Source organism: Klebsiella sp. SYXHC3, from assembly GCF_057196925.1.
The window spans coordinates 1,282,803-1,306,803 of the sequence record NZ_JBXUNG010000001.1 but is presented as its reverse complement, the minus strand read 5'-3'; the positions used below and the strand labels follow the sequence as shown (position 1 = coordinate 1,306,803).

The following is a 24,001-nucleotide window of genomic DNA, read 5'->3' as shown; positions in this document are numbered from 1 at the left end:
TGTGTACACATTTATTAAACATTTTTATAACAGATCTCAAAACTCAACTTAAAATTTAAACAATATTTAAATTTTTGAGTACAGGTGGTACCTTTGATCCCGAGAATCGTTTCACCTGCGCTAAATAAAAAAAGCGAGTAAAAGTAAGGCTCAAATCCGATGAAGAAAAAGATGGCCGTACCCAGCTCACAGGCGGTTGGTTCCAATACAAATCGGACCAACACCCGCCATGAGCAAGAGACGGATGTATTGTTGATTGGCGGCGGTATCATGAGCGCCACGTTGGGAACCTGGCTGCAGGAACTGGAGCCGGATTGGTCTATTACCATGGTCGAGCAGATGACCAGCGTTGCCGAGGAAAGCTCGAACGGCTGGAACAATGCGGGTACCGGCCATGCGGCGCTGATGGAGCTTAACTACACGCCGCAAACCGCCAATGGAATCAATATCGACAAAGCGGTCGATATCAATGAGTCCTTCCATATTTCTCGTCAGTTTTGGGCCCACCAGGTGACCCGCGGCATCCTGACTAAGCCGAAATCTTTTATTAACAGCGTGCCGCACATGAGCTTTGTGTGGGGTGAAGACAACGTTAACTTCCTGCGCGCGCGCTACGCCGCGCTGCAGCAGAGCGAGCTGTTCCGCGGTATACGCTATTCTGAAGATCATCAGCAGATCAAGGAGTGGGCGCCGCTGGTGATGGAAGGGCGCGATCCGCAGCAAAAAGTGGCGGCAACGCGTACTGAAATGGGCACCGACGTTAACTACGGCGAGATCACTCGCCAGCTGATCGCCGGGCTACAGACGCATGATAATTTCTCTCTCCAGTTGGGTACCGTCGTTCGCCGTTTTAAGCGCAATGCGGACAACAGCTGGACGGTGACGCTGGCGGATGCCAACAATCGTCACCAGAAGCGAACGATCAAAACCAAATTCATCTTTATTGGCGCGGGTGGCGCTGCTCTGACGCTGCTGCAGGAAACCGGCATTCCGCAGGCGAAAGAGTACGCGGGCTTCCCGGTTGGCGGACAGTTCCTGGTGTGTGAGAACCCGGAAGTGGTTAATCATCACCTGGCGAAAGTCTACGGCCAGGCGGAAGTTGGCGCGCCGCCGATGTCGGTGCCGCATATCGACACCCGTATTATCGACGGCAAACGCGTGGTGCTGTTCGGGCCATTCGCGACCTTCTCGACCCGTTTCCTGAAAAATGGATCGCTTTGGGATCTGCTGGCCTCGACGAATACCTCGAATATTCTGCCGATGCTTAACGTCGGGATGGATAACTTCGACCTGGTGAAATATCTGATTAGCCAGGTATTGCAGAAAGATAAAGATCGTCATGCCGCACTGTGCGAGTACTACCCGGAAGCGCGCAAAGAGGACTGGCGCCTGTGGCAGGCCGGTCAGCGTGTACAGATTATCAAACGTGATAAGAAGATGGGCGGCGTGTTGCGCCTTGGCACCGAAGTGGTGTGCGATGATGAAGGCACCGTAGCCGCGCTGCTGGGCGCTTCTCCTGGCGCGTCGACGGCGGCGCCGATCATGGTGCAGCTGTTGGAGAAAGTCTTCAAAGACAAAGTACAGACGCCGGCCTGGCAGGCGAAGATGAAAGAGATCGTGCCGAGCTACGGTATGCGTCTGGATGGTAACCCAGCCGCTATTGAGCAGGCGCTGGCGTGGACCAGTGAAGTGCTGGGGCTACACTACGAGCCGACGACTGCGGCGGACGAGGTGCCGCAGGCCGAACTCAAACCGTTGACCGGCGGCAAACCGATGGCGGATATCGCGCTATAACAAAAACGGCAGCCTTCGGGCTGCCGTTTTGTATTACTGCAGGCGATTAACGCTCAACGGCATTACCGATAGTTTCTTCAGCTTTCCAGATGCGGTATTTCACTTCGACGTTGGCCGGAGTATAAACCACGATCGGCAGCTTGCTGTTGTAACGCAGCAGGCCTGTATCGCCGAGACCAGCGGTAATAAATTTCTTCTCTTTCTTACCGTCCGGGCAGGCCATCATGGTGGAAACCGGGGACGTCAGCTTATCAAAGACATAGTAGTCATAGCCCCAGCCTTCCAGGGTTTTGCTTTCCAGTTGACCGCCCAGGCGGTGATGGTTGCAGTCGACTTCCAGCGTCTGGCCAATCATCAGTTCAACTTTTAACGCGGATTCATCCTGCTGCTGCGGCAGCTGAATCACCTGACGCTTCATCCCTTTTTCCGCTTTCGGATAGGGGGCGACTTTCTCCAGCGGCTGTTCAGCGGCTAAGGCGCTGGTGGAAACACAGGCAACGGCCAGCAGAGAAACAGCAAGCGTAGCGATTTTTTTCACGGTTGATCATCCTTTATTATCGTTACTAACCAATACAGACTAACATCATTGTCGTGAATGGTAAGAGTTATTTACCATTATTTTCAATATGAATAGTGAAATGCACTAGCAAGCTGAGGCTTGCGTTAGCTATTCATCGCGGCTGTTTTTGGCTTCTTCAATAAACTCTTCGTCCAGTAAGTCGGCGTTCCCGGCGTGTTCACGGCCCGATAACAGGTTCCAGCAGGCAATAAACAGGGCGGCAATCAGCGGGCCGATGACAAAGCCGTTGATGCCATAGATTTCCATGCCGCCAAGGGTGGCAATCAGGATCAGATAATCCGGCATTTTGGTATCTTTCCCCACCAGTAGCGGACGCAGAATGTTATCCACCAGGCCGATGACAATCACGAAGAAACCGACAATAAACGCCCCTTGCCACAATTGCCCGGTGGCGAACAGGTAAATCGCCGCCGGCACCCAGATGATGGCGGAGCCCACCGCCGGGATGAGCGACAGAAAGGCCATTAAAGCGCCCCACAGAATGCTGCCATCAAGACCGACAATCCAGAATGCAAAGCCGCCGAGCGCCCCCTGCGCCAGCGCGACGGCAACGGTACCTTTAACCGTCGCCCGCGCGACGGCGGCGAATTTGGCAAACAGATGTTGTTTTACGTAATTGGATAGCGGCAAGGATTCAAGGATCAGAAGTACCAGATAGGGGCCATCCTTCAGCAAGAAGAACAGCAGGTATAACATAATGCCGAAGCTGACGGTAAAGCCAAAGGTCCCTTTACCAATCAGGAAGGCGCTACCGGCCAGATACTGCCCGCCTTTCAGGGCGGCATCGGACAGCTGCTGCTGAATCTGTTCCGCGCTATCGAGATTGTGCTCGGAGAGGAAACTTCTGGCCCAGCTCGGGAGATGGGCAAACAGGTTGGCGACCACCGTCGGAAACTGGGTGTCGTTGTGCTGTAACTTGGTGTAGACCACGTTGAGTTCGAAGGCTAGCGACGAAATGATAATCGCCAACGGGGTGAAAACAATAAGACAGATAATCACGACGGTCAGTAGCGCCGCGATACCGTTGCGCTCACCGATGCGCGTACGGATGTTGTTTTTTACCGGATTAAATATCACTGCCAGGATAGCTGCCCACAGGATAGCGGAATAGTAAGGGGAGAGTACGTCAAAAAAGGCCAGGGTAACGATCAGTAAAATAAGGATAAAAAATCCTTTGGTAAGTCCTTTAACTCTCATTGGGTCCGCTCCAGATGATAACGAATACAGTCGAATGATAGATGGAATTTAACAATTTGCCATCAGGATAATCGCAGTCACAAAGGGAAGGGGAGTACAAACATTAAAAAACCCGCGCTCTCAGGGAGAGTGCGGGTTCTAAAGGGGACCGGTGGTTGTAGCAACCTACCGGTTAAATTTTTGGTCGGCACGAGAGGATTTGAACCTCCGACCCCCGACACCCCATGACGGTGCGCTACCAGGCTGCGCTACGTGCCGACGCGTGGAGGATAATATTACCCGTTCCCCCATCGAATGCAAGCGACCGACAACTGATTGATTTAAAATTAATCAATCAGTTAGCGATAAAGCGTTTTTCATCCGTCAGCACCTGCAGCAGCAGGCTGAGCTGCGGTTTTTGGTCTTTCACTTTCTCACCATCGCTGTTCCAGGTGTGGTAGGTGCCGTTGTGGTCGAGCACCACGGTCATCGTTGGCGTGGTAATCGCCAGAGTATCGCTATTAGCGGCGGTGACCCAGCTGCGGCGGCGTGCCGGGCTAAACAGGTCTTCGCCCTGCGAATATTCATTCGCTGGCGTCGACACGTGCAGCAGACGCTGCATCAGCGTCGTCATCACGTCTTTGTTATCCGTGAGCGTTGCGATCTCTTGTGCTGGGGTTCCCGGCCAGTGGATAACCAGCGGCACCTGCAGGTTGCCACGTGACCAGTCGAATTTACCCTGCTTGTTATCCAGCGGCATACCGTGCCCGGCGGTAATTATCACCACCGTATTATCCAGTTTGCCCGCTTTACGCAGCGCGTCCAGCACGCGGCCAATTTGTGTATCGACGTTGCCTGCGGCGCGGCCGTAGGTGCGCGCAAAATTCTGCTGCTGGCTGTTATCAATATTAGTGCCGTTCAGCGATACCCACGAGAACCAGCGGTTCTCGTCCAGGGCGTAGCGATCCAGCCAGCCGATCCATTGGTTGGCCGTTTGTTCATCGCTCTGCGTTTTAGCCGCCGGCAGCGAGAAGTCCGACAGCAGCGCCTGGCGATAAAGCGGGCTGCTGAAACCGTCTGATGAGAACAGGCCCAGCTGGTAACCCTGTTGGTTGAGGGCGGTAATCAGCGCCGCCGGGATACGCGCCGAGAGCACGCCATCCATATAACCCGGCGATATGCCGTAGAACAGGCCGAACATCCCGCTGTCGGTGCTATTACCGGAGCTCATATGCTGGCTAAAGTTGACGCTCTCTTTCGCAAAAGCCGCTAGTTGCGGCATGTTCTGCTCGAAACGTGAATAGTTAAGGTTATCCACGGTAATGAGCAGTACATTGTAACCCGTACCGAGGTCGCGATAGCGCAGATCGCTCAGCGGATATTGCACCGAAACCGCTTCCGGCGCGCCTTGCTCAACCAGACGGCGCTGATAGTCTTGCGCATCGAGCAGGCCATGCTTCTCAAGGAAGCGGCGGGCGGTCATCGGATAAGAAAGCGGCAAGTTGGCCCGCTGCATGGTGATCGGGCGATAAAAATTGGCATCCGCCCAGATATAAATCAGGTGGCTGCTGATAAACGAAATAAAGAAAAACCAGGCGACGGGGCGCGCGTAGTGGCGACGGCGCGTCAGGCTGCGCAGCTTTTGCCAGCTCCAGGTGGCGAAAAGCATCTCAATCAGGAAGATGATCGGTACGCTGATAAACATCAGCTGCCAGTCGCGTGCCATCTCGTTCTGATCGGGGTTAATCACCAGTTCCCAGACGACGGGATTTAAGTGCAGGTGGAAGCGAGTGAAAACTTCGCTATCGATTAGCAGCAGCGTCATCCCCGCGGTGGCGAAGATAACCGACAGGAAGCGCATAAGCCGCTGCGAGCCGACAATAAAGGTCAGCGGGAAGAGAATCAGTACATAGCTGGTGAAAACCAGAAAACTGAAATGACCAACGAGGCTGACATACGAGAATACTCGTCCGGCAAGCGTCGTTGGCCAGTCGGCGACAAAAAGATAGCGGCTGCCGAGCGCCATAGCCAACAATATGTTGAACAGGGCGAACCAGTGTCCCCAGCTGACCATCTGGGAGACTTTTTCTCGGTAGGGCTGACGAAGAGTCACCATATACTGTTGTTCGTTATCCTTAGTGCGCGGGATCGTCGTTAATGGACGATTGCAGCGCCTGGGCGAAAGAACGGGCGATTGCCTGACGCTGAGCCGGCGCGACGCTACTGTTGAGCAGGTTGGTCACCATATTGCCCAGCACCATCAGTGACAGGTCAACCGGCGCTTTGTGTGTTTCCAGGACGTTCGTTAGCTCGCTGAGCAGCTGCTCGACCTGTTCATCGCTATAGCGGGATATTTGTGGCATAAACTCAAAATCTGTTTGTTCGTGAAAGGGCAACATATTACCGTAGCAGCAGCTTTTTTTCCGCATTTTTTCGCCACGGCGCAAAAGCGCCCGGCCACGCGAGTCTCAAGCATAAAAGAGGCGTCTGCCGGTTGCGTCGTCGTCCCGGTGGTGGTTGAATACCGCCCGGTCTAAAAGGAGAGTTTAACATGAGTCTGGATATCGACCAGATTGCCCTGCATCAGTTGATCAAACGTGATGAACAGAATCTGGAACTGGTGCTACGCGAGTCGCTGCTGGAACCAAATGCCACTGTCGTGGAGATGATGGCCGAACTGCATCGTGTCTACAGCGCAAAAAGCAAAGCCTATGGCCTCTTTAATGAAGAGAGCGAGCTGGCGCAAGCGTTGCGTTTACAGCGTCAGGGTGAAGAAGAATTTCTTCCTTTCAGCCGTGCGGCCACCGGCCGCCTGCGCGATGAGCTGGCGAAGTATCCATTTGCCGAAGGCGGCATTGTGCTGTTCTGTCAGTATCGTTACCTGGCGGTCGAGTATCTGCTGGTGGCGGTGCTCAATAATCTGAGCAGCATGCGCGTTAACGAAGAGCTGGATATCAGTTCCACCCATTACCTGGACATCAACCATGCCGACATCGTGGCGCGCATCGATCTGACCGAGTGGGAAACCAATCCCGAATCGACCCGTTATCTGACCTTCCTGAAAGGGCGGGTGGGGCGTAAAGTCGCCGATTTCTTCATGGACTTCCTCGGCGCCAGCGAAGGGCTCAATGCCAAAGCGCAGAACCGCGGTCTGTTGCAGGCGGTGGATGATTTCGCCGCTGACGCGCAGCTGGATAAATCCGAGCGCCAGAACGTGCGCCAGCAGGTGTACGCCTACTGTAACGAACAGCTGCAGGCGGGCGAAGAGATCGAGCTGGAATCGTTGTCGAAAGAGCTCTCCGGCGTCAGCGAAAAGAGTTTCCAGGAGTTTACCGCCGAGCAGGGTTATGAGCTCGAAGAGAGCTTCCCGGCGGATCGCAGTACGCTGCGCCAGCTGACCAAATTTGCCGGTAGCGGCGGCGGCTTGACCATTAACTTTGATGCGATGCTGCTCGGCGAGCGCGTATTCTGGGATCCGGCAACGGATACGTTGACCATTAAAGGTACGCCGCCGAACCTGCGCGATCAGCTGCAGCGCCGTACCTCAGGCGGTAATTAATCCCTGCTGATTATCCCGGCGGAACATGATGCCGCCGGGTTAACCTGCTACCTGAATAATCCCGACGCCGCTTTGCTTAAGCTTCTGGCGTAACCTGTCATCCAGTTCGCTATCGATAACCACTGTGCTGGCAAGATTAAGCTCGCCGATGGCAAACGCGGAGGCGGAATTAATTTTTTCGGCAGAGGCCATCACCACGGTTTCTGCGGCTCTGGCCGCCAGCGCGCGCTTAATGCCCGCCTCTTCATAATCACCGGTGGTAAAGCCCGCCTGCGGGTGCACGCCGGTAACCCCCATAAAGAACAGATCGGCATGAATCCGCGCCATCGCCGCCAGCGTCCCGGCGCCGACCGTAACTACGGAATGTTTAAACAATGTACCGCCAAGCAGGATCACGTCGATCCGTGGATGCTCGACCAGCGCCACGGCGATCCCCGGACTGTGCGTCACCACGGTGCAAGCAAGGTCGGCAGGTAGCGCGGCGATCATCGCCGTGGTGGTGGTGCCGCCGTCGACGATGACTACCTGTCCTGGCTGGATAAGCGCCGCAGCCCGGCGGGCTATCGCCTGTTTGGAAGCCATCTGCACGCTTTTTCTGCTTTCGATTGGCGCGATAGCGGCGGATACCGGTAGCGCGCCGCCGTGGACCCGTTGCAGTTTACCTTCCGCCGCCAGTTCGCGCAGATCGCGACGAATGGAGTCTTCTGAGACCTGAAAGCGCTGGCTTAACTCCCCCGACATCACCTGTTTTTCTGCGGCAAGGATCTGCAGGATGTGCTGTTTTCTCTGGCTGGCGAGCATTTTGTTTACTTCACGATTGATCTTGTTTGTGCACGATTATGCATGTTATGTTGCCAGTTGTCACCTTGGAAGGGGAAATATCATGCATGAAGACGCACCGCGCGTTCGCCACGTTCGCGAAACGCTCTTGTCCGATAACTGGTACACGCTGAAAAAATATACCTTTGAGCTGTTGCGCCGGGATGGGCGCTGGCAGGAGCAGAGCCGGGAAGCCTACGACCGCGGCAACGGCGCGGTTATTCTGCTCTATAACCGCCACAAGCAGAGCGTGGTGCTCATCCGCCAGTTTCGTTTTCCGGTGTGGATCAATGGTCACGACGGCTTTCTGATCGAGGCTGCCGCGGGATTACTGGATAACGCCTCGCCGGAAGAGCGCATTATCGCCGAAGCGGAAGAGGAGACCGGATTTCGCGTTACCCGCATTGAGCCGGTATTCACCGCGTTTATGAGCCCGGGGTCGGTTACCGAGAAGCTGTACTTCTTTATTGCCGAATACTCCGCGGACGATCGCCGTGGCGATGGCGGCGGGCTGGCGGCGGAAGGAGAGGATATTGAAGTGCTGGAGTGGCCGCTGGCGCGGGCGTTACAGGCCATTCGCGATGGCGAAATCGTGGATGCGAAAACCATTATGCTGCTGCAGCACCTGGCGTTAAATGCCGATACGCTCCTTGCCGGTTAAGCGGCAAGGAGCAGGGGAGATTAGCGCAATTCGCGGGCAATAGCGCTGTACATCAGCGCCGCTTCCAGCGGCTGTGCGTTAAAGGACGGTTCCGCCTGCGGCCAGGTTGACCACTGCACGATCACCAGATGTTCCGCACGGTTGACCATAATCACCTGGCCGTAGATCCCCAGCGCCCACAGCGAGCCTTTTAGCCCTTCCTGCGGCGTCGGCTGTACGTTTTGCGCATTGGCCGGAATGGCGTTATTCCACCATTGATAGCCATAGATACCTTCCGGATGCGCGGCTGAAACCGAGTTCAGCGCTTTTGTCCAGCTTGCGGCTTGATCGAACCAGCCAGCGGGCACCAACTGTTTACCGTTGCTCAGGCGGCCATCGCGGGCGACAAACTCGCCAAAGCGGCCCCAGTCTTCGAGGGTGGCGTTAAAGCCGTGGGCGCCGACATCATGTTGTCCTTTTTTGTAGGCGTGCCAGACGCCATCGTGGGCCATACCCGCAGGTTGCCACAGTGATTGCTCAAGCCAGGCGGCCAGCGACATACCGGTCGCGCGTTCCAGCACATCGCCCAGCAGCCAGGCGCCGCCGGAAGAGTAGGACCACTGCTCGCCTGCCGGATATTTGCGCGACAGCGTCGACACAATTTTACGCACGCAATCATAGGCGCCGGGCTGAGCTTCACACTGGGTCAGGCGGGCGAAGTGCGACTGTGGGTTGGTGTAATCTTCATTCCATTCTACGCCGCTGGTATGTTGAATGAGCTGCTTGAGCGTTACGCCGTCCCAGGCGGTGCCTTTCAGTTCGGGTTCATAAACGGTAATCAGGTCGTCGAGGGAGTGGATTTTACCCTGTTGAATAGCGATGCCGACCAGCGTTGAGACGACCGATTTGCCCACCGAGCGCGAGGTCCACAACGTGGTGTCGGTATTACCTTCGGCGAGATATTTCCAGGCGACTTTACCGTCTTTCAGCACCAGCATACCGCTGACGTTTTCGCGCTTCAGGTAATCCTGCAAATTCCAGGTGTGGCCGTTGAGCGTATAGCGGGCATCGGTCAGTTGCTTTTCAGCGCGCTCCAGCGGGACTGAGGCGCCGTGGCGGAATACATCGCCAGCATAGTTGCGATAGTCATTACGAAAGCCAATCACGCGTGAAGTCTGATCCCAGGTGAGCATGTCTTTGGCCGCGGGTAGCGTTTGATCGTAAGGCGTGGGGCAGACATCCAGCGTCAGGCCGCCGCAGTTTTGCGCCATTGCCGCCGCCGGCAGCGCCGCCAAAATTAACGCCAGGGCCAGTGGTTTTCTTATCATTTTCATTTCCTCGTTTGCCATAGATTCGCATCGCAGTATATAAATCGGCGCGCGGCGGCTAAAATCACTACATGGGGGATTTTCCCCCGAAAGGGAGGGAAGGATGAAAACCCTGCAGTATTCATTTGCACAGATTGAAGCCTTCGCGACGATTGCTGAGACCGGCAGCCTGTCGCGGGCGGCGATCCGTTTAGGGAAAGACCGTACGACGCTTCGCGATCTGCTGGATTATCTGGAAGATGCGTTGGGCTACCGGCTATTCAGCCGTGCAGGGCGTAGCCTGACCTTAACCGCCGAGGGCGAGCAGCTTTTTCGCCAGGCGCACCTGTTGTTGCGTCAGGCGCAGGCTTTCGAGTCTTTTGCGCAAACGCTGCCGCAAACGGCCTGGCAGGAGTTACGCCTGGTGTACGATCCCTTCGTGCCGCGTGAGTTTCTCTGTTTGCTGGTCGATACGCTTGCCCGGCGGCAGATCCGTTTAAGCTGCTGGAGCGCGTCGCGTCGCGAAGCCGAGCAGGCGTTGAGCGATGGCGTCGCGGATATGGCCATTTGCCAGGCGAACAATCGTACGCTGGGTAGCGAAATGGAGTGGCGGGCGCTGGGTACCGTTGATTTACGCTTTTACGCCGCGCAGCGGTTGTTCGCTGATGCCGCAAGGCCGCTGACGTTGCTGAATTTATCGCTCACCCCGCAGTTAGTCATGCACCGGCGCAGCGACGATCAAATCGCCCGCCGGCTGCAGATATCCGGCCATACGCTGTATATGAATGAAATCACTATGTTGCGCCACGCAATGGAGCAGGGGCAGGGCTGGGGTTTTTTACCCGATCATTTACGGCCCGCCGAGTGGCAGGGGGTTGCTGAAATTGCCACCGAGGTCGGTAATCAGGGGCTTAACGTTACCATGGTGATGCTGTGGTTGCCGGGAATGAATAAACACCGCGCGCTGGGAGAGATTGTTGACGACGCGCCAGGGTTATGGCGGCGCAGATAACAAAACGCCCTGGGTCGGAAGACACCAGGGCGTTTGCCATACAACTTGCTATCGGCGATTAAGCGCGAACGAAGTCGATGTGGGTCAGTTTCGGCTTGAACGCGTGACGCTGAACAGCCTGAACTTTAACTTTCTCTTCTTTGCCATCGACAACCAGAGTCAGTACTTCGCCGTAAAACTCAGCTTTGTCCTGCATGTTCCATACTTTGTCGTGGTCCAGTTCGATAGCAACCGGAGCAGCTTCGCCACCGTAGATGATTGCCGGGAACTTGTTAGCTGCGCGCAGGCGGCGGCTCGCACCCTTACCCTGCTCTTTACGTACTTCTGCGTTGATAGTAAACATTGATGTCTCTCTATATATAAAGCCTGCAACAGGCGACCCAGCAGCAGGCAGATTATCTGCTTTGCGAATGCAAAAGCGGGCGGCATTATAGCCGCCTATCGGCACAGCGGCAATCAAAACCTCAGTTTTTGACGGATTAACGTAGCTCATTGGCGCGACGGAAACGGCCCTGATAATCGAACACTTTTTCCCGCACCTGCCAGTATTGCCCCTTCATCCGGGCGACGACAAAGTCCGGATGGCGCAGCAGTGCCTGCTGGGCAATGATATCCGCCGGGGTTATCCAGCGCAGCGGCACGCCCGGCGTACGGGTATGTGGGCGGATAAATAACTGCTCAAAGGCGGTACGCTGCGCGGGCGTTTGCAAACGGAAGCGCTCACTCACATCGGCGCCGTCCTCATCGTAATAGGTGATTTTTAGCCACGGGCCTTTTTCGTCGCCGCCATGCTGCAGCGCCATGCCGCTGCAGCGCAATACCAGCGCGTCTTTAAGCTTCAGCGCCGCCTTCAGCATGTCGTCCGGGTCGACCAGCACCGTATCGCACTCGCGACAGCGGCGGGCGGCAATGTCATTCTCGGCGTTGCACTGCGGGCAGTTTTTAAAACGAAAGCGGAAGTCGCACTGTTCGCGGTGGCCGTCGTCGTCTTCGAACCAGCCCTGGCAGCGGCGGCCAAAATGCTCAATCAACGTGCCGTCGGCGGTGGTTTTACCCCAAAAAGTATTGGCGAAACCGCAGGCCGGGCAGAAGACCTGCACCGGGACATTATCGCTTTTGCCTTTTGGCGTGCCGACTTCCGGCGCGTACAGGTCGTGAGGGTTGCCGGCATAGTCGAGGATCAGACAGTCGGTTTTGCCCGGCGCCAGACGCAGGCCGCGGCCTACAATTTGTTGGTAAAGGCTTACCGACTCGGTTGGCCGAAGAATCGCGATAAGATCGACGTGCGGCGCATCAAAGCCGGTGGTCAGTACCGCGACGTTCACCAGATAGCGGTACTGCTGCGCCTTAAAGGCTTCGATGATGCGATCGCGCTCCGGCCCCGGCGTTTCGCCGGTAATCAGCGCCGCCTGCGCGGGCGGCAGCAGGCCGGTAATTTCCCGCGCGTGTTCGACGGTCGCGGCGAAGATCATCACGCCTTTACGGTTTTCGGCAAACTCAACGATTTGGCTAACGATATGCGGCGTGATGCGCTGCTGTTTTTTCAGCTCGTGGTTAAGGTCAGCTTCGCTGAACAGGCCATTGCTCTGCGCCTGCAGGCGGCTGAAATCGTACTGTACCACCGGCATATCGAGGCGCTCAGGCGGCGTCAGGTAGCCGTGCTTAATCATATAACGCAGCGGCAGTTCATAGATGCAGTCGCGGAACAGCGCTTTCTCGTCGCCGCGTACCATACCGTGATAGTGGAACTGATAGATCCAACCCTTGCCCAGGCGGAAAGGGGTGGCGGTCAGGCCAAGCAGCCTGAGATGCGGATTCACCTGCCGCAGGTGGCTGATGATTTGCTGATACTGGCTGTCGTCATCGTCGCTGATACGGTGGCACTCATCGACGATCAGTAAGGAGAATTCGCTTTGAAACTGCTCAAGATTACGCGCCACCGACTGCACGCTGCCGAAGACCACCTTGCCCTGGCTCTCCTTACGCTGCAGACCGGCGGCGAAAATATCCGCTTCCAGCCCAAGCGCACAGTATTTACTGTGATTCTGCGCCACCAGTTCTTTAACGTGGGCCAGAACCAGTACGCGTCCGCGCGCCAACCGCGCCAGTTCGGCGATCACCAGGCTTTTGCCGGCGCCGGTCGGCAGTACGATGGCGGCGGGCTCATGGTGACGGCGGAACCAGGCGAGCGTGGCGTCAACGGCCTCTTTTTGGTAGGGACGTAGTGTAAAAGTCATCAATTCTCGGGGGTTAATTAACTCGCAAATAGTATGCCATGAATCTTTTCCCTTGAGTGGTGTTAAGAGCCCGTTATACTAACCAATGGAATTCTTCTTTTTCGGGCGAGATGCCCGCTCCAGCATTATTACAGGCTAAAAAATCTCATGCGACTTGATAAGTTTATCGCTCAGCAGCTTGGCGTCAGCCGTGCTATTGCCGGGCGTGAAATCCGCGGCAGCCGCGTTACCGTGGACGGCGACATTGTGAAAGATGCCTCCTTTAAGCTCCAGCCAGAGCACGAGGTGGAATATGACGGCAATACGCTGACCCAGCAGCACGGCCCCCGTTACTTTATGCTCAACAAGCCGCAGGGTTATGTCTGTTCAACAGACGATCCCGATCATCCAACGGTGCTTTATTTTCTCGATGAGCCGGTTGCCCATAAGCTGCACGCCGCCGGGCGTCTGGATATCGACACCACCGGTCTGGTACTGATGACCGATGACGGTCAGTGGTCGCACCGCATCACTTCGCCGCGTCATCACTGCGAAAAAACCTATCTGGTGGAGCTGGAAAATCCGCTGGAAGAGGGCGTCGCCGAGCAGTTTGCCAAAGGCGTGCAGTTGCATAATGAAAAAGATCTCACCAAACCTGCAGTCCTCGAAGTTATCACTCCGACAGAAGTGCGCCTGACCATCAGCGAAGGCCGCTACCACCAGGTAAAACGCATGTTCGCGGCGGTGGGTAACCACGTCGTGGGATTACATCGCGAGCGTATCGGCGACATTACCCTCGATGCGTCGCTGGAGCCCGGCGAATACCGCCCGCTGACGGAAGATGAAATCGCCAGCGTTGGCGCCCCACAAGCACGGAGTAAAACGTGACGACAAAGCAGAATTCTTCATTTGGGATTGTGTTTATTCTTGGCCTGTTGGCCATGTTAATGCCGCTGTCGATTGATATGTATCTGCCGGCGCTGCCGGTCATCTCGTCGCAGTTCAACGTGCCGGACGGCAGCGCGCAAATGACGCTCAGTACCTATATTCTGGGCTTTGCGCTGGGGCAGTTGCTGTACGGGCCGATGGCCGACAGCATTGGCCGTAAACCGGTGATCCTTGGTGGGACGCTGATATTCGCCGCGGCGGCGGTGGCCTGCGCGTTGTCGCAGACCATCGAGATGCTGATTACTATGCGTTTCTTCCACGGCCTGGCGGCCGCGGCGGCCAGCGTGGTGATCAACGCCCTGATGCGCGATATCTACCCGAAAGAGGAGTTCTCGCGCATGATGTCGTTTGTCATGCTGGTCACCACCATTGCGCCGCTGGTGGCGCCGATGGTCGGCGGCGCGGTGCTGGTATGGTTCAGCTGGCACGCGATTTTCTGGATCCTGGCGCTGGCGGCGCTGCTGGCATCGGCGATGATCGCTTTCTTTATTAGCGAGACGCTGCCGGTAGAACGGCGGCAGAAATTTCATATTCGCACCACGCTTGGCAACTTCGCCACCCTGTTCCGCCACAAGCGGGTACTTAGCTATATGTTGGCCAGCGGCTTCAGTTTTGCCGGCATGTTTTCATTTCTCAGCGCGGGTCCATTCGTCTACATCAACATTAATCACGTGTCGCCGCAGCACTTTGGCTACTATTTTGCGCTGAATATCGTGTTCCTGTTCATCATGACCATCATTAACAGCCGCTTTGTCCGCCGGGTCGGCGCATTGAACATGTTCAGAGCCGGGCTGTGGATCCAGCTGGCGATGGCGGTGTGGATGGTGGTGTGCGCGCTGCTTGATGTTGGTTTCTGGTCGCTGGTGGTGGGCGTGGCGGCGTTCGTCGGCTGCGTATCGATGGTCTCCTCTAACGCCATGGCGGTGATCCTCGACGAGTTTCCGCATATGGCGGGAACCGCATCGTCGCTGGCCGGAACATTTCGCTTTGGGATTGGCGCGATTATCGGCGCATTGCTGTCGATGGCCACCTTTACCACCGCCTGGCCGATGCTGATTTCTATCGCATTTTGCGCCGTTAGCTCCATTCTCTTCTATCTGTACGCCAGCCGGCGACGAAAAGTCGCACATTAAGTCACATTTTCAGGGGCGATTTCCGCCCCTTTTTTGATACATGTCAACCGAAATCGGCTTCCCTGTTTAGCTATATGTTTCTTTTATGTAAAATCAATTAGTGTAAAAAGTCGCAATGTTGCGATAAAAAAGTTGTTTTGGATCACAGAAACGGGTACATATAGCCGCGAACTGTTTCCGCAAGGCAACTATAAGGTTCTGGATAATAAGCTGTTAGCCCGGACCCCATGCGGGTGTAAGCGTTTTCTAAGCTGTTGCAGGACTATTTGTCAACAATGTGTTAATATTGATGTAAATTTATTGTGAAGCCTTTTGCTTCCGGGGAAACCAAGTGAATACACAGCAACTCTCTATCGTACACCGACTGCCGCAGAGCTATCGCTGGTTGGCCGGTTTTGCGGGTTCAAGAGTTGAACCGATTCCGCAAAACGGCGCTGAGGGCGAAAATAGCCTGGTGGCATTAAAACTGCTCAGCCCGGACGGCGAGAAAGCGTGGCCGGTGATGCGCACGCTGAGCCAGGCGCTGAGCGACATCGAAGTGGACTGTTCCATTCTTGAGTGTGAAGGCGAACCGTGCCTGTTCGTTAATATGCAGGATGAGTTTGCCGCTACCTGTCGTCTGAAAAATTTCGGCGTGGCCATTGCCGAGCCTTTCTCTGGCAACAACCCCTTCTGACCGTCAGCTTAACGCCAGCAGCTGGCGGGTGTACTCCTGAAGCGGTGCCGTAAATACGCGCTCGCATTCACCCTGCTCGACGACTTCTCCCTGCCGCAGCACTATCACCTGATGACAGAGCGTCCGTACAACACGTAAATCGTGACTGATAAACAGATAGGCCAGCTGATGCTTTTGCTGTAGCGTCTTCAGTAGCGCCAGGATCTGCGCCTGTACGGTTTTATCCAGCGATGAGGTAGGTTCATCCAACACAATCAGCTGCGGTTTGACGATCAGCGCCCGGGCAATGGCAATACGCTGGCGCTGGCCGCCGGAGAATTCCGCCGGATAGCGCTGCCGCGTCGCGGGATCGAGCTCCACTTCCTGCATCACCTGAATCACCGCTTGTTCACGTTGCGCGGACGTCAACGTCGGCTGGTGAACGCGTAATCCTTCCTCGATAATCTGCAGGACGCTCAGGCGCGGGTTAAGGGATGAATTCGGATCCTGAAAGACCACCTGAATGCGTCGGCGCAGCGGCAGCATCTGGCGGCGATTTCGTCCCTGGATCGACTCGCCGGCAAACTGCATTTCTCCGCTGGAGTTAATCAGCCGCAGCAGCGCCAGCCCGGTAGTGCTTTTGCCAGAGCCGGATTCTCCCACTAGCCCCAGCGTTTCTCCGGCCCGCAGGGTAAAAGTCAGATGGTTGACCACTCGATTGTGATCGACGACCCGGCGCAGGATCCCTTTGCGGATTGGGAAGGCGACATTAAGATCGCGGGCCTGCAGTAGGATGGGTGCGTCGGCGGGGAGCGGCACCGGTTTGCCGGCCGGTTCGCTATCCAGCAGGCGGCGGGTATACGGGTGCGTTGGCGCCTGAAACAGCTCCCGACAGCCGTTTTGTTCGACACAGCGGCCGTTTTGCATCACCGCCACCCGGTCGGCAAGCTGGCGGACGATGCTCAGATTATGGGTGATGAACAACATCCCCATGTTGAGCTCATGCTTCAGTTCGCGCAGCAGTTGCAGAATCTGCGCCTGTACCGAGACGTCCAGCGCGGTGGTCGGTTCATCGGCAATGAGCAGCTCCGGGCGCGTCAGCAGCGCCATGGCGATCATCACCCGTTGGCGTTCGCCGCCGGAAAGCTGGTGCGGATAGTCGGCAAGCCGTCGTGAGGCGTTGCGGATGCCAACCCGATCCAGACAGTCGAGGATTTCGCCGCGCGCCGCCTCTTTGCGCATGCCGCGGTGCAGCGAAAGCACCTCGTACAGTTGTTTCTCCAGATTATGCAGCGGATTGAGCGACACCATCGGCTCCTGGAAAATCATCGCGATGCGGTTGCCGCGGATCCCACGCAGGGTTCGTTCATCGGCGTGCAGCAATGATTGACCGTGAAAGCGAATATCGCCGCTGGGATAGCTGACCGGCGGCGAGGGCAGGAGGCGCAGTACCGACAGCGCGGAGACGCTCTTGCCGGAGCCTGATTCGCCGACCAACGCCAGCGTTTCACCTGCGGCAATCCGCAGCGTCAGGTTGCTGACGACCGTTTGGCTTGCCCCTTGCTGGCGGAAGGCGATAGAGAGGTCGTCAATGTCTAATAATGGCTGGCCCATGTTATACCGCCTTACCCGGATCGAAGGCGTCGCGGACCGCTTCGCCAATGAAAATTAGCAGCGTCAGCAGCACCGCCACCGACAAAAATGCCGCCATCCCCAGCCACGGCGCCTGCAGGTTATTTTTCCCCTGCAGTAGCAGTTCGCCCAGCGATGGCGAGCCTAGCGGCAGGCCAAAGCCGAGAAAGTCGAGCGAGGTCAGGGTAGTTATCGAACTGCACAAAATAAACGGCAGGAAGGTGAGGGTAGCGACCATCGCATTCGGCAGCATATGGCGCAGGATTATATGGCGATCGCTGACCCCCAGCGCCTGTGCGGCGCGAATATAATCGTAGTTACGGGTGCGCAGGAACTCGGCGCGAACCACCCCGACCAGCGTCATCCAGCCAAATAAAACGGTAATCGCCAGCAGCCACCAGAAGTCAGGTTGCACCACGCTTGAGAGCAGAATAATTAAAAATAGCGTCGGCATGCCGGACCATACTTCAATAAAACGCTGCCCCCACAGGTCGAGCTTACCGCCGTAGTAGCCCTGCAGCGCCCCGGCAAGCACGCCAAGCACGCTGGAGAAGAACGTCAGCAGTAGGCCGAATAATAATGAGATCCGTGCGCCATAGAGGATCCGTGCGAATACATCGCCGCCGTTAGCGTCGGTACCCAGCCAGTTGTGCCGGGACGGCGGCGAAGGGAAGGGGCTGTCGGTAGCGAAATTGATGCTGGTGGCGCCGAAACGCACCGGGGCCCACAGCACCCAGCCGTTTTCCGCCAGCCGCTTTTGCAGCCAGGGATCCTGATAGTCGGCGGCGGTGGCAAAATCACCGCCAAAGGTTGTTTCGCTATAGGTTTTCAGCGCCGGTACGTAGAGACTACCGCGATACTGCACCAGCAGTGGTTTATCGTTGGCGATAAGCTCGGCGCACAGGCTGCAAATAAATAGCGCAAGGAAGATCCACAGCGACCAGTAGCCGCGGCGGTTGTGGCGAAAACGCGCCCAGCGGGCCTGATTAACGGGGGAGAGAAATGACATTAGCGGCCCTCGAAATCGATACGCGGATCGACCAGCGTATAGCTGATGTCGCTGACAATGTTTAATAACAGGCCAATTAACGTGAAGATATACAGAGTGCCGAACATCACCGGATAATCGCGCGACACGGTGGCTTCGTAGCCGAGCAGCCCAAGACCATTGAGCGAGAACATCACCTCAATCAGCAGCGAGCCGGTAAAGAACATGCTGATAAAGGTGGCGGGAAAACCGGCAATCACCAACAGCATGGCGTTGCGGAAAACGTGTTTCCACAGGATCTGTTTTTCCCCGACACCTTTAGCGCGGGCCGTCACTACATATTGCTTGCGGATCTCATCAAGGAAACTGTTTTTAGTTAGCATGGTCAGGGCGGCAAAACCGCCGATCACCGTCGCCAGCACCGGTAAGGTGATATGCCAGAGATAGTCGGCGATCTTCTGGTACCACGGCAGGCTATCAAAATTAGCGGAGACCAGGCCGCGCAGCGGAAAAAGATCGAAATAGCTGCCGCCGGCGAAGATCACGATCAGTAATATCGCGAACAGAAACGCCGGGATGGCGTAACCGATGATGATAAAAGTGCTGCTCCAGACGTCGAAATGGCTGCCGTTACTGACGGCTTTACGGATCCCCAGCGGTATCGACACCAGGTAGATAATCAGCGTGCTCCACAGGCCGAGGGTAATAGATACCGGCAGGCTGTCTTTAATCAACTGCAGCACCGAAGCGCTGCGAAACAGGCTATCGCCAAAATCAAAACGCAGATAGTCGCCGAGCATCTTAAAGTAGCGTTCGTGAATGGGTTTATCGAAGCCGTAGCGGTGGGTGATTTCGGCAATCACTTCCGGATCGAGCCCACGGCCGCCGCGATAATGGCCTTCACTGATATTGCCAACGCCGGTACGCGCATGACTGGCGCCCATACCGCTATCTCCTGCGCCGGGCAACCCGCTACGGTCGCCGAACTCCACGGCGGCGATCGCCTGATCGACCGGACCGCCTGGCGCAATCTGCACGATAAAAAAATTGATGGTGATGATGGCCCAGAGCGTCGGGATCACCAGTAATAGTCGGCGGAGCAGGTAGGCGCCCATCTTTAATCCTTAACGTCGGTCCGCGGGAAGCCTGGCGGCTTTGTTAACATCGTACCACCAGCCATCAAAGCCTGAGGAGTAGGTAGGGCGAGTTTGCGGGAAGGAAAATTTATTCCAGTAAGCCGTCCGGTCCTGAGCCATATACCACATCGGCAGCATGTAATAGTTCCATGTCAGCACCCGGTCGAGCGCGCGGCCCAGCGGCAGAAGCTTCTGTTTGTTGCCCTGCCAGCGAACGATCTGCGCAATCAACGCGTCGACCGCCGGGTTCTGCACTCCCGGCGCGTTATAGCTGGAGTTAATATAGTCCGAGGCCCACGAAACCTGTAAGCCCGTATCTGGCCAGGCGGTGGCGCGCCACAGTGAGGGCATCATGTCGTAATCGCGGCTCCGCAGTCGGCTGTTGGCCTGGGAGTTATCCACCTGACGGATATCCATCGTCACGCCTAAACGCTGTAAATTATGCTGGAACGGTAGAACCCAACTGACGTTGCCGCCGGAGGCGAGCAGCAGCTCAAAGCGCAGCGGTTTGCCGGTTTTGGCATTAACGCGCTGACGGTTTTTTAGCACCCATCCCGCCTGGTTCAATAGGGCATCTGCTTTGAGTAAATTGGCGCGGTCAAAACCATCGCCGCTGGAAACTGGCGGCTGATAAATCCGGGTAAAGACCTCAGGCGGCAATTCTTTTTTCATCGGCGCCAGCAGGGCGAGCTCATCGGCCTTCGGGTAATCACGAGCGGCATATTCTGTGTTCTGAAAGTAGCTGTTTGGCCGACTGTAGGCGCCGTAAAACAGCGCCTTATTCATCCATTCGAAATCAAATGCAAGGGTGATGGCCTCACGTACCTGACGGTCGGCAAAGACCGGGCGTTGAATATTAAAAGCCAGCCAGCGGGTATCCTTTGCCGAGGTATTCGTTCGATCGTCTTTCACAATATAACCGTTGCTAAAGTTGCGCCCGATATAGCGCGTGGCCCAGTTTTTTGTTGAACTCTCCTCGCGCATATCTACCGCTCCGGCCTTGAAGGCTTCGAAAGCGACGTTATCGTCAAGATAGTAGTCGTAGCGAATCGTGTCGAAGTTCCAGCGCCCGCGGTTTACCGGCAGGTCGGCGGCCCAGTAGTTCTCGACTCGCGAATAGACAATATACTGCCCCATCCGCCAGCGGCTGATACGATAGGGGCCACTGGCGAGCGGCGGCGTTGAAAGCGGGTCACTCAGTTTATGATGGCGCCAGAATGACTCAGGCATTACCGGCAGCGACAGCAGGCTGAGCATATTTTCTTTGCCCGGCTTGGCCAGTTCGATGCGCACCGTCAGCGGGGCGATGGCTTTGACGGTCGTCCCTTTATAGATAAGACGGAACTGCGGTACCCCTTCGGTCATAAATTTGTGGAAGGTGAAAGCAACGTCGCTGGCGGTAATCGTGCTACCGTCATGAAAGCGGGCACGCGGGTTGATGGTAATTTCCATCCACGAGAAATCATCGGCAAAGCGCGCGCGATCGGCTATCAGCGGGTAGTAGCTGCCCGGTTCATCGTCCGAGGTGGTAAACAGGGTGTCATACAGCGCATCGGTGCGTACGCCGGGGTTACCGCGCAGGGCGTAGCGGTTGAAATTGTCAAAGGTGCCAATGGCGGCAAGCGTAATACTGCCGCCTTTAGGCGCGTCCGGATTGACGTAATCGAAGTGATGAAAGTCAACGGCATACTTTGGCTCGCCGATAATAGCGAACGCTTCGCTCTCTTTAATGGTTTGCGCCTGGCTACTCAGGCTAAATAAAGCCAGCAGCAGCAGGCCGATGCGCGCAAACATAGTTGGAATATCATCCTCTGACCATTAACCCCGGTGGTTTCGCATCATAAGCGACCCTCAGCGGCTTGTGAAATAATTTGCCGGTTCATCATGGGCGGCGACCAGTTTATCCAGCGGCAGCGGGCGGCTGAAGCAGTAACCTTGCAGATACTTCACGCCGTGAGCGCGCAGCCATTCCGCCTGCTCCGGCGTTTCTACGCCTTCAGCCACGGTTTTCAGCTGCAGACGGCGGCTTAGCGTTAGCACCGCATCCAGTACGGGAGAGGTGACGGTTTCGGTACCGATCGCCTGCACAAAACCACGATCGATCTTCAGATAATCAAAGTTATAGCGCTCCAGATAAATCAGCGCGCTATGGCCGGTACCAAAATCATCGATCGCAATTTCGAAGCCCTGCTGATGCAGCCACTCAAAAATGGCCATCGACTGGTTTTTATCGATCATCGAACGTTCGGTTATCTCCAGCACGACGTCGAAGTAGTTTGCGGGTAACGCGGCGGCAAAACGTTGCATATCTTGCTGAAATCCGGCGGCATGCAGGTGGGCAGGCGAGATATTCAGACCGAGTTTGGTACCGCGCGGCAAAATACGCTGCAGAGTCGGCGCGTCGCGGGCAATCAACATTAACAGGTGATGGGTAAGCGGCACGATCATCTGCTGCGTCTCCGCCAGATTAATAAAGACGTCAGGCGGGATTTCACCTACCACCGGATGCCGCCAGCGCATCAGCACTTCAACGCCGCTAATCTGCAGGGTATCGGCCTTTACCACCGGCTGGTAGACCACGTAGAACTGGTTGTTTTTGATCCCCAGTTGGATCGATTTCCGCGGATCGGATTTGATCGTCAGGATGTAGTAGCTGAGCAAGCCGGCAAGCATGCCGCATACCACGCCGAGCAACAGGGCGAACTGGGTATTCTCGCCAAGCCAGCTGTTGGAAAAGAGATACACTTTTAGCGGTAGCCCCGGAACCTGAATCTGGCGTATCGGCTCATTGGGCAATGATAGCGGATCGATAATTTTGCTGCTGAAGGTCGAAATTGCCGTATGGCCGATGGCCAGCGCAATGCCGCTGAAATCATTCTGTCGTGCGGTATAGAGGATATAAGGCGTCAGATTGGCATTGATGGATACAAAAATGCCGCTGTCTCGATCGCCGGGACGTTGTACCCACATTGCCAGCGCGGCGGTGTTCGGCATCATCGGCGTGCCCTGGAGGATGGCCATATCCAGAGGTTTATTGGTATCAAGCTGCGGTATCAATTGTTTAAACGGTGTGTCCATTGCACCGGTGGCGGATGAGCAGAACGCTTTGCCGTTTTTCACCAGCAGGAAGGCACGCACGTTGGGGCTAAAGGCGGCGCTGGCGGCGAGGCCGGAGTCAATATGTTCGCAGGGCTGATCGAGCAGCGGCTGCAGGCCATCAATGGTTTTGCTTAAATCAGCGAAATAGCTATTAAGGTAGTGGCTGACGTTATTGATTATCTGATCGAAACGCTCAGAGCGGTTGTGGTAGATAACCATAAACTGGATGCTGCCGGCCAGTAGCGCGACGGCAACGCCGATACAAATACTGGTAAGCCAGATTTTACGTCGGGGTGAAAAGTAGCGGGTTAGCATAGGCCAGAATCTGTCCGTATTATTGAATCACGCCAATGGGATGCCTGAAGAGTATGGTTCCATTTCCTTTAAAAGACATAGCTTATAAAGACATAACCTATTTTGCGGGGTTCATCGGCGGAGAAGCAAAAAAAAACACTGCCGAGGCAGTGTTCTTTTCATTTCTTACCGTCAGCCAAGGGATAACTCACGGTAAGAAGAACAATCAGGAACGACTCAGAACGCGACGCGCTTCGTTATAGCGCTTTTTCCAGTATGGCTCATCCAGGCTTGAGATGGTGACGCCGCTGCTGGTAGAGGCATGAACAAACTGGTTGTTGCCGATATAGATACCAACATGACGACCCGTAGAGCCAGCGCGGAACAGCACTAAATCGCCGGTACGCAGTTGAGTGCGCGAAATCGATTTGCCGGAATCCTGTTGCTCGGAAGTTGAGCGTGGCAGCTCCAGGCCAAATTGTTCACGGAAAGTACGCTGCACGAATGCCGAGCAATCGATCCCTTTCCGGGTGCTGCCGCCAAGGCGGTAACGCACGCCTTTCCAGCTAGCATACTGGTCCATCAAACGGGACTTCACGTCCAGGTTGCTGACCATTTTTTCAAATTCATCCTGAGAAGCTTGCAGTGATGATAAATCTCCACTACCCACAGCATGCGTCTCAGAATGCATATTCTTGGCGGTACTTGTTGAACTACACGCGGAAAGCAGAACCGCAACTGCAATCGCGGGGGCGACCCGCAAGATATATCTCAAAATCGGCTGAGATTTGACCATTATGTTTATTTTCCCTTGTTGTCCTTAACGACAATGTCGTTATAAAAAATGCCAAACGTGGTAGAGCCTAGATTCCAGAAAGCAATGAGACAATTCCTTAAGCCTAAAAATGTGGAGTACCGCACAAATTTATTTGGATGATGAATTGTGTTGCTTGGGAAGGCAAAACGAGAAAGAGATTACCCTATCAAACGTGGGATGGCGAGCGGTTTTGCGC

At 55.6% G+C, this 24,001-nt stretch carries 21 protein-coding genes and 1 tRNA gene; 7 read left to right on the top strand and 15 right to left on the bottom strand.

What is annotated here, in order from left to right; genetic code table 11:
* Positions 1-159: 159 nt before the first annotated feature.
* Positions 160-1,794, top strand: a complete 1,635-nt coding sequence (mqo, locus tag AC2CGP_RS06370) for a malate dehydrogenase (quinone) (RefSeq protein WP_042893836.1) — start codon at positions 160-162, stop codon at positions 1,792-1,794.
* A 46-nt stretch (positions 1,795-1,840) separates the two neighbouring features.
* Here the strand turns inward: mqo and eco are convergent, their stop codons facing one another.
* From eco to AC2CGP_RS06345, 5 genes are all read right to left on the bottom strand, one after another.
* Complete coding sequence (eco, locus tag AC2CGP_RS06365) at positions 1,841-2,332, bottom strand: serine protease inhibitor ecotin (RefSeq protein ID WP_032715000.1); 492 nt, start codon at positions 2,330-2,332, stop codon at positions 1,841-1,843.
* 129 nt (positions 2,333-2,461) lie between these two features.
* A complete protein-coding gene (locus AC2CGP_RS06360) occupies positions 2,462-3,571 on the bottom strand; it encodes an AI-2E family transporter (protein WP_015365665.1) in 1,110 nt (369 codons plus the stop codon).
* Between the two features lie 181 nt (positions 3,572-3,752).
* Positions 3,753-3,829, bottom strand: a tRNA-Pro gene (locus AC2CGP_RS06355).
* 76 nt (positions 3,830-3,905) lie between these two features.
* Positions 3,906-5,666 (bottom strand): LPS biosynthesis-modulating metalloenzyme YejM, encoded by a 1,761-nt coding sequence (yejM, locus tag AC2CGP_RS06350; RefSeq protein WP_484502311.1) that lies wholly within the window; start codon positions 5,664-5,666, stop codon positions 3,906-3,908.
* Between the two features lie 19 nt (positions 5,667-5,685).
* Positions 5,686-5,913, bottom strand: coding sequence for a YejL family protein (locus AC2CGP_RS06345; protein WP_015365667.1), 228 nt, complete (start codon positions 5,911-5,913; stop codon positions 5,686-5,688).
* A gap of 188 nt (positions 5,914-6,101) precedes the next feature.
* Here AC2CGP_RS06345 and yejK point away from each other — a divergent pair, with 188 nt between their 5' ends.
* Complete coding sequence (yejK, locus tag AC2CGP_RS06340; RefSeq protein ID WP_015365669.1) at positions 6,102-7,109, top strand: nucleoid-associated protein YejK; 1,008 nt, start codon at positions 6,102-6,104, stop codon at positions 7,107-7,109.
* Between the two features lie 39 nt (positions 7,110-7,148).
* On the opposite strand, the gene AC2CGP_RS06335 is transcribed toward yejK, so the two are convergent.
* Positions 7,149-7,910, bottom strand: a complete 762-nt coding sequence (locus AC2CGP_RS06335; protein ID WP_213192628.1) for a DeoR/GlpR family DNA-binding transcription regulator — start codon at positions 7,908-7,910, stop codon at positions 7,149-7,151.
* Positions 7,911-7,992: 82 nt separating this feature from the next.
* Between AC2CGP_RS06335 and AC2CGP_RS06330 the strand changes: the two genes are divergently transcribed.
* A complete protein-coding gene (locus tag AC2CGP_RS06330) occupies positions 7,993-8,589 on the top strand; it encodes an NUDIX domain-containing protein (RefSeq protein WP_015706131.1) in 597 nt (198 codons plus the stop codon).
* 20 nt (positions 8,590-8,609) lie between these two features.
* Here AC2CGP_RS06330 and AC2CGP_RS06325 read toward each other — a convergent pair whose 3' ends face one another.
* Entirely contained in the window at positions 8,610-9,896 is a 1,287-nt protein-coding gene (locus tag AC2CGP_RS06325) for a serine hydrolase domain-containing protein (RefSeq protein ID WP_020078269.1), read from the bottom strand.
* A gap of 103 nt (positions 9,897-9,999) precedes the next feature.
* On the opposite strand from AC2CGP_RS06325, the gene AC2CGP_RS06320 reads away from it, so the two are divergent.
* Positions 10,000-10,887, top strand: coding sequence for a LysR family transcriptional regulator (locus AC2CGP_RS06320; protein WP_020078270.1), 888 nt, complete (start codon positions 10,000-10,002; stop codon positions 10,885-10,887).
* Between the two features lie 58 nt (positions 10,888-10,945).
* Here AC2CGP_RS06320 and rplY read toward each other — a convergent pair whose 3' ends face one another.
* Together rplY and radD are read right to left on the bottom strand one after the other, a co-directional pair.
* The gene (gene rplY / locus AC2CGP_RS06315; protein WP_020078271.1) at positions 10,946-11,230 is read right to left on the bottom strand and encodes a 50S ribosomal protein L25; all 285 of its coding nucleotides are present in this window, start codon (positions 11,228-11,230) and stop codon (positions 10,946-10,948) included.
* A gap of 136 nt (positions 11,231-11,366) precedes the next feature.
* On the bottom strand, positions 11,367-13,124 hold the full coding sequence (gene radD / locus AC2CGP_RS06310) for a DNA repair helicase RadD (protein WP_032712059.1): 1,758 nt from the start codon (positions 13,122-13,124) through the stop codon (positions 11,367-11,369).
* A gap of 147 nt (positions 13,125-13,271) precedes the next feature.
* On the opposite strand from radD, the gene rsuA reads away from it, so the two are divergent.
* The 3 genes from rsuA to AC2CGP_RS06295 all read left to right on the top strand — a co-directional run bounded on the left by rsuA (position 13,272) and on the right by AC2CGP_RS06295 (position 15,860).
* Positions 13,272-13,991: a 16S rRNA pseudouridine(516) synthase RsuA gene (gene rsuA / locus AC2CGP_RS06305; RefSeq protein WP_015365676.1), complete on the top strand. Its 720-nt coding sequence runs from the start codon at positions 13,272-13,274 to the stop codon at positions 13,989-13,991.
* A complete protein-coding gene (locus AC2CGP_RS06300) occupies positions 13,988-15,184 on the top strand; it encodes a Bcr/CflA family multidrug efflux MFS transporter (protein ID WP_015365677.1) in 1,197 nt (398 codons plus the stop codon). Before rsuA ends, AC2CGP_RS06300 begins: the two co-directional genes overlap by 4 nt.
* Before the next feature lie 331 nt (positions 15,185-15,515).
* Positions 15,516-15,860: a YejG family protein gene (locus tag AC2CGP_RS06295; RefSeq protein ID WP_015365678.1), complete on the top strand. Its 345-nt coding sequence runs from the start codon at positions 15,516-15,518 to the stop codon at positions 15,858-15,860.
* Positions 15,861-15,863: 3 nt separating this feature from the next.
* On the opposite strand, the gene yejF is transcribed toward AC2CGP_RS06295, so the two are convergent.
* The 6 genes from yejF to mepS form a co-directional block, all read right to left on the bottom strand.
* Positions 15,864-17,453, bottom strand: a complete 1,590-nt coding sequence (yejF, locus tag AC2CGP_RS06290) for a microcin C ABC transporter ATP-binding protein YejF (protein ID WP_484502310.1) — start codon at positions 17,451-17,453, stop codon at positions 15,864-15,866.
* Between the two features lies 1 nt (position 17,454).
* Positions 17,455-18,480, bottom strand: a complete 1,026-nt coding sequence (locus AC2CGP_RS06285) for a microcin C ABC transporter permease (RefSeq protein ID WP_020078275.1) — start codon at positions 18,478-18,480, stop codon at positions 17,455-17,457.
* Positions 18,480-19,574 carry a microcin C ABC transporter permease YejB gene (locus AC2CGP_RS06280; RefSeq protein ID WP_020078276.1) on the bottom strand — a complete coding sequence of 365 codons (1,095 nt, stop codon included), beginning with the start codon at positions 19,572-19,574 and terminating at the stop codon, positions 18,480-18,482. Before AC2CGP_RS06280 ends, AC2CGP_RS06285 begins: the two co-directional genes overlap by 1 nt.
* Before the next feature lie 9 nt (positions 19,575-19,583).
* Entirely contained in the window at positions 19,584-21,389 is a 1,806-nt protein-coding gene (locus AC2CGP_RS06275) for an extracellular solute-binding protein (protein WP_484502309.1), read from the bottom strand.
* A gap of 57 nt (positions 21,390-21,446) precedes the next feature.
* Positions 21,447-23,009 (bottom strand): cyclic di-GMP phosphodiesterase, encoded by a 1,563-nt coding sequence (locus AC2CGP_RS06270; protein WP_015365683.1) that lies wholly within the window; start codon positions 23,007-23,009, stop codon positions 21,447-21,449.
* Positions 23,010-23,214: 205 nt separating this feature from the next.
* Positions 23,215-23,784, bottom strand: coding sequence for a bifunctional murein DD-endopeptidase/murein LD-carboxypeptidase (gene mepS / locus AC2CGP_RS06265; RefSeq protein ID WP_015706124.1), 570 nt, complete (start codon positions 23,782-23,784; stop codon positions 23,215-23,217).
* Positions 23,785-24,001 lie beyond the last annotated feature (217 nt).

Excerpts from the sequence above, each read along its gene's own strand:
- mqo (WP_042893836.1), top strand. The coding sequence starts at position 160 with ATGAAGAAAAAGATGGCCGTACCCAGCTCACAGGCGGTTGGTTCCAAT.
- AC2CGP_RS06360 (WP_015365665.1), bottom strand. The coding sequence starts at position 3,571 with ATGAGAGTTAAAGGACTTACCAAAGGATTTTTTATCCTTATTTTACTG.
- yejM (WP_484502311.1), bottom strand. The coding sequence starts at position 5,666 with ATGGTGACTCTTCGTCAGCCCTACCGAGAAAAAGTCTCCCAGATGGTC.
- AC2CGP_RS06345 (WP_015365667.1), bottom strand. The coding sequence starts at position 5,913 with ATGCCACAAATATCCCGCTATAGCGATGAACAGGTCGAGCAGCTGCTC.
- yejK (WP_015365669.1), top strand. The coding sequence starts at position 6,102 with ATGAGTCTGGATATCGACCAGATTGCCCTGCATCAGTTGATCAAACGT.
- AC2CGP_RS06335 (WP_213192628.1), bottom strand. The coding sequence starts at position 7,910 with ATGCTCGCCAGCCAGAGAAAACAGCACATCCTGCAGATCCTTGCCGCA.
- AC2CGP_RS06330 (WP_015706131.1), top strand. The coding sequence starts at position 7,993 with ATGCATGAAGACGCACCGCGCGTTCGCCACGTTCGCGAAACGCTCTTG.
- AC2CGP_RS06325 (WP_020078269.1), bottom strand. The coding sequence starts at position 9,896 with ATGATAAGAAAACCACTGGCCCTGGCGTTAATTTTGGCGGCGCTGCCG.
- AC2CGP_RS06320 (WP_020078270.1), top strand. The coding sequence starts at position 10,000 with ATGAAAACCCTGCAGTATTCATTTGCACAGATTGAAGCCTTCGCGACG.
- rplY (WP_020078271.1), bottom strand. The coding sequence starts at position 11,230 with ATGTTTACTATCAACGCAGAAGTACGTAAAGAGCAGGGTAAGGGTGCG.
- radD (WP_032712059.1), bottom strand. The coding sequence starts at position 13,124 with ATGACTTTTACACTACGTCCCTACCAAAAAGAGGCCGTTGACGCCACG.
- rsuA (WP_015365676.1), top strand. The coding sequence starts at position 13,272 with ATGCGACTTGATAAGTTTATCGCTCAGCAGCTTGGCGTCAGCCGTGCT.
- yejF (WP_484502310.1), bottom strand. The coding sequence starts at position 17,453 with ATGGGCCAGCCATTATTAGACATTGACGACCTCTCTATCGCCTTCCGC.
- AC2CGP_RS06285 (WP_020078275.1), bottom strand. The coding sequence starts at position 18,480 with ATGTCATTTCTCTCCCCCGTTAATCAGGCCCGCTGGGCGCGTTTTCGC.
- AC2CGP_RS06280 (WP_020078276.1), bottom strand. The coding sequence starts at position 19,574 with ATGGGCGCCTACCTGCTCCGCCGACTATTACTGGTGATCCCGACGCTC.
- AC2CGP_RS06275 (WP_484502309.1), bottom strand. The coding sequence starts at position 21,389 with ATGTTTGCGCGCATCGGCCTGCTGCTGCTGGCTTTATTTAGCCTGAGT.
- AC2CGP_RS06270 (WP_015365683.1), bottom strand. The coding sequence starts at position 23,009 with ATGCTAACCCGCTACTTTTCACCCCGACGTAAAATCTGGCTTACCAGT.
- mepS (WP_015706124.1), bottom strand. The coding sequence starts at position 23,784 with ATGGTCAAATCTCAGCCGATTTTGAGATATATCTTGCGGGTCGCCCCC.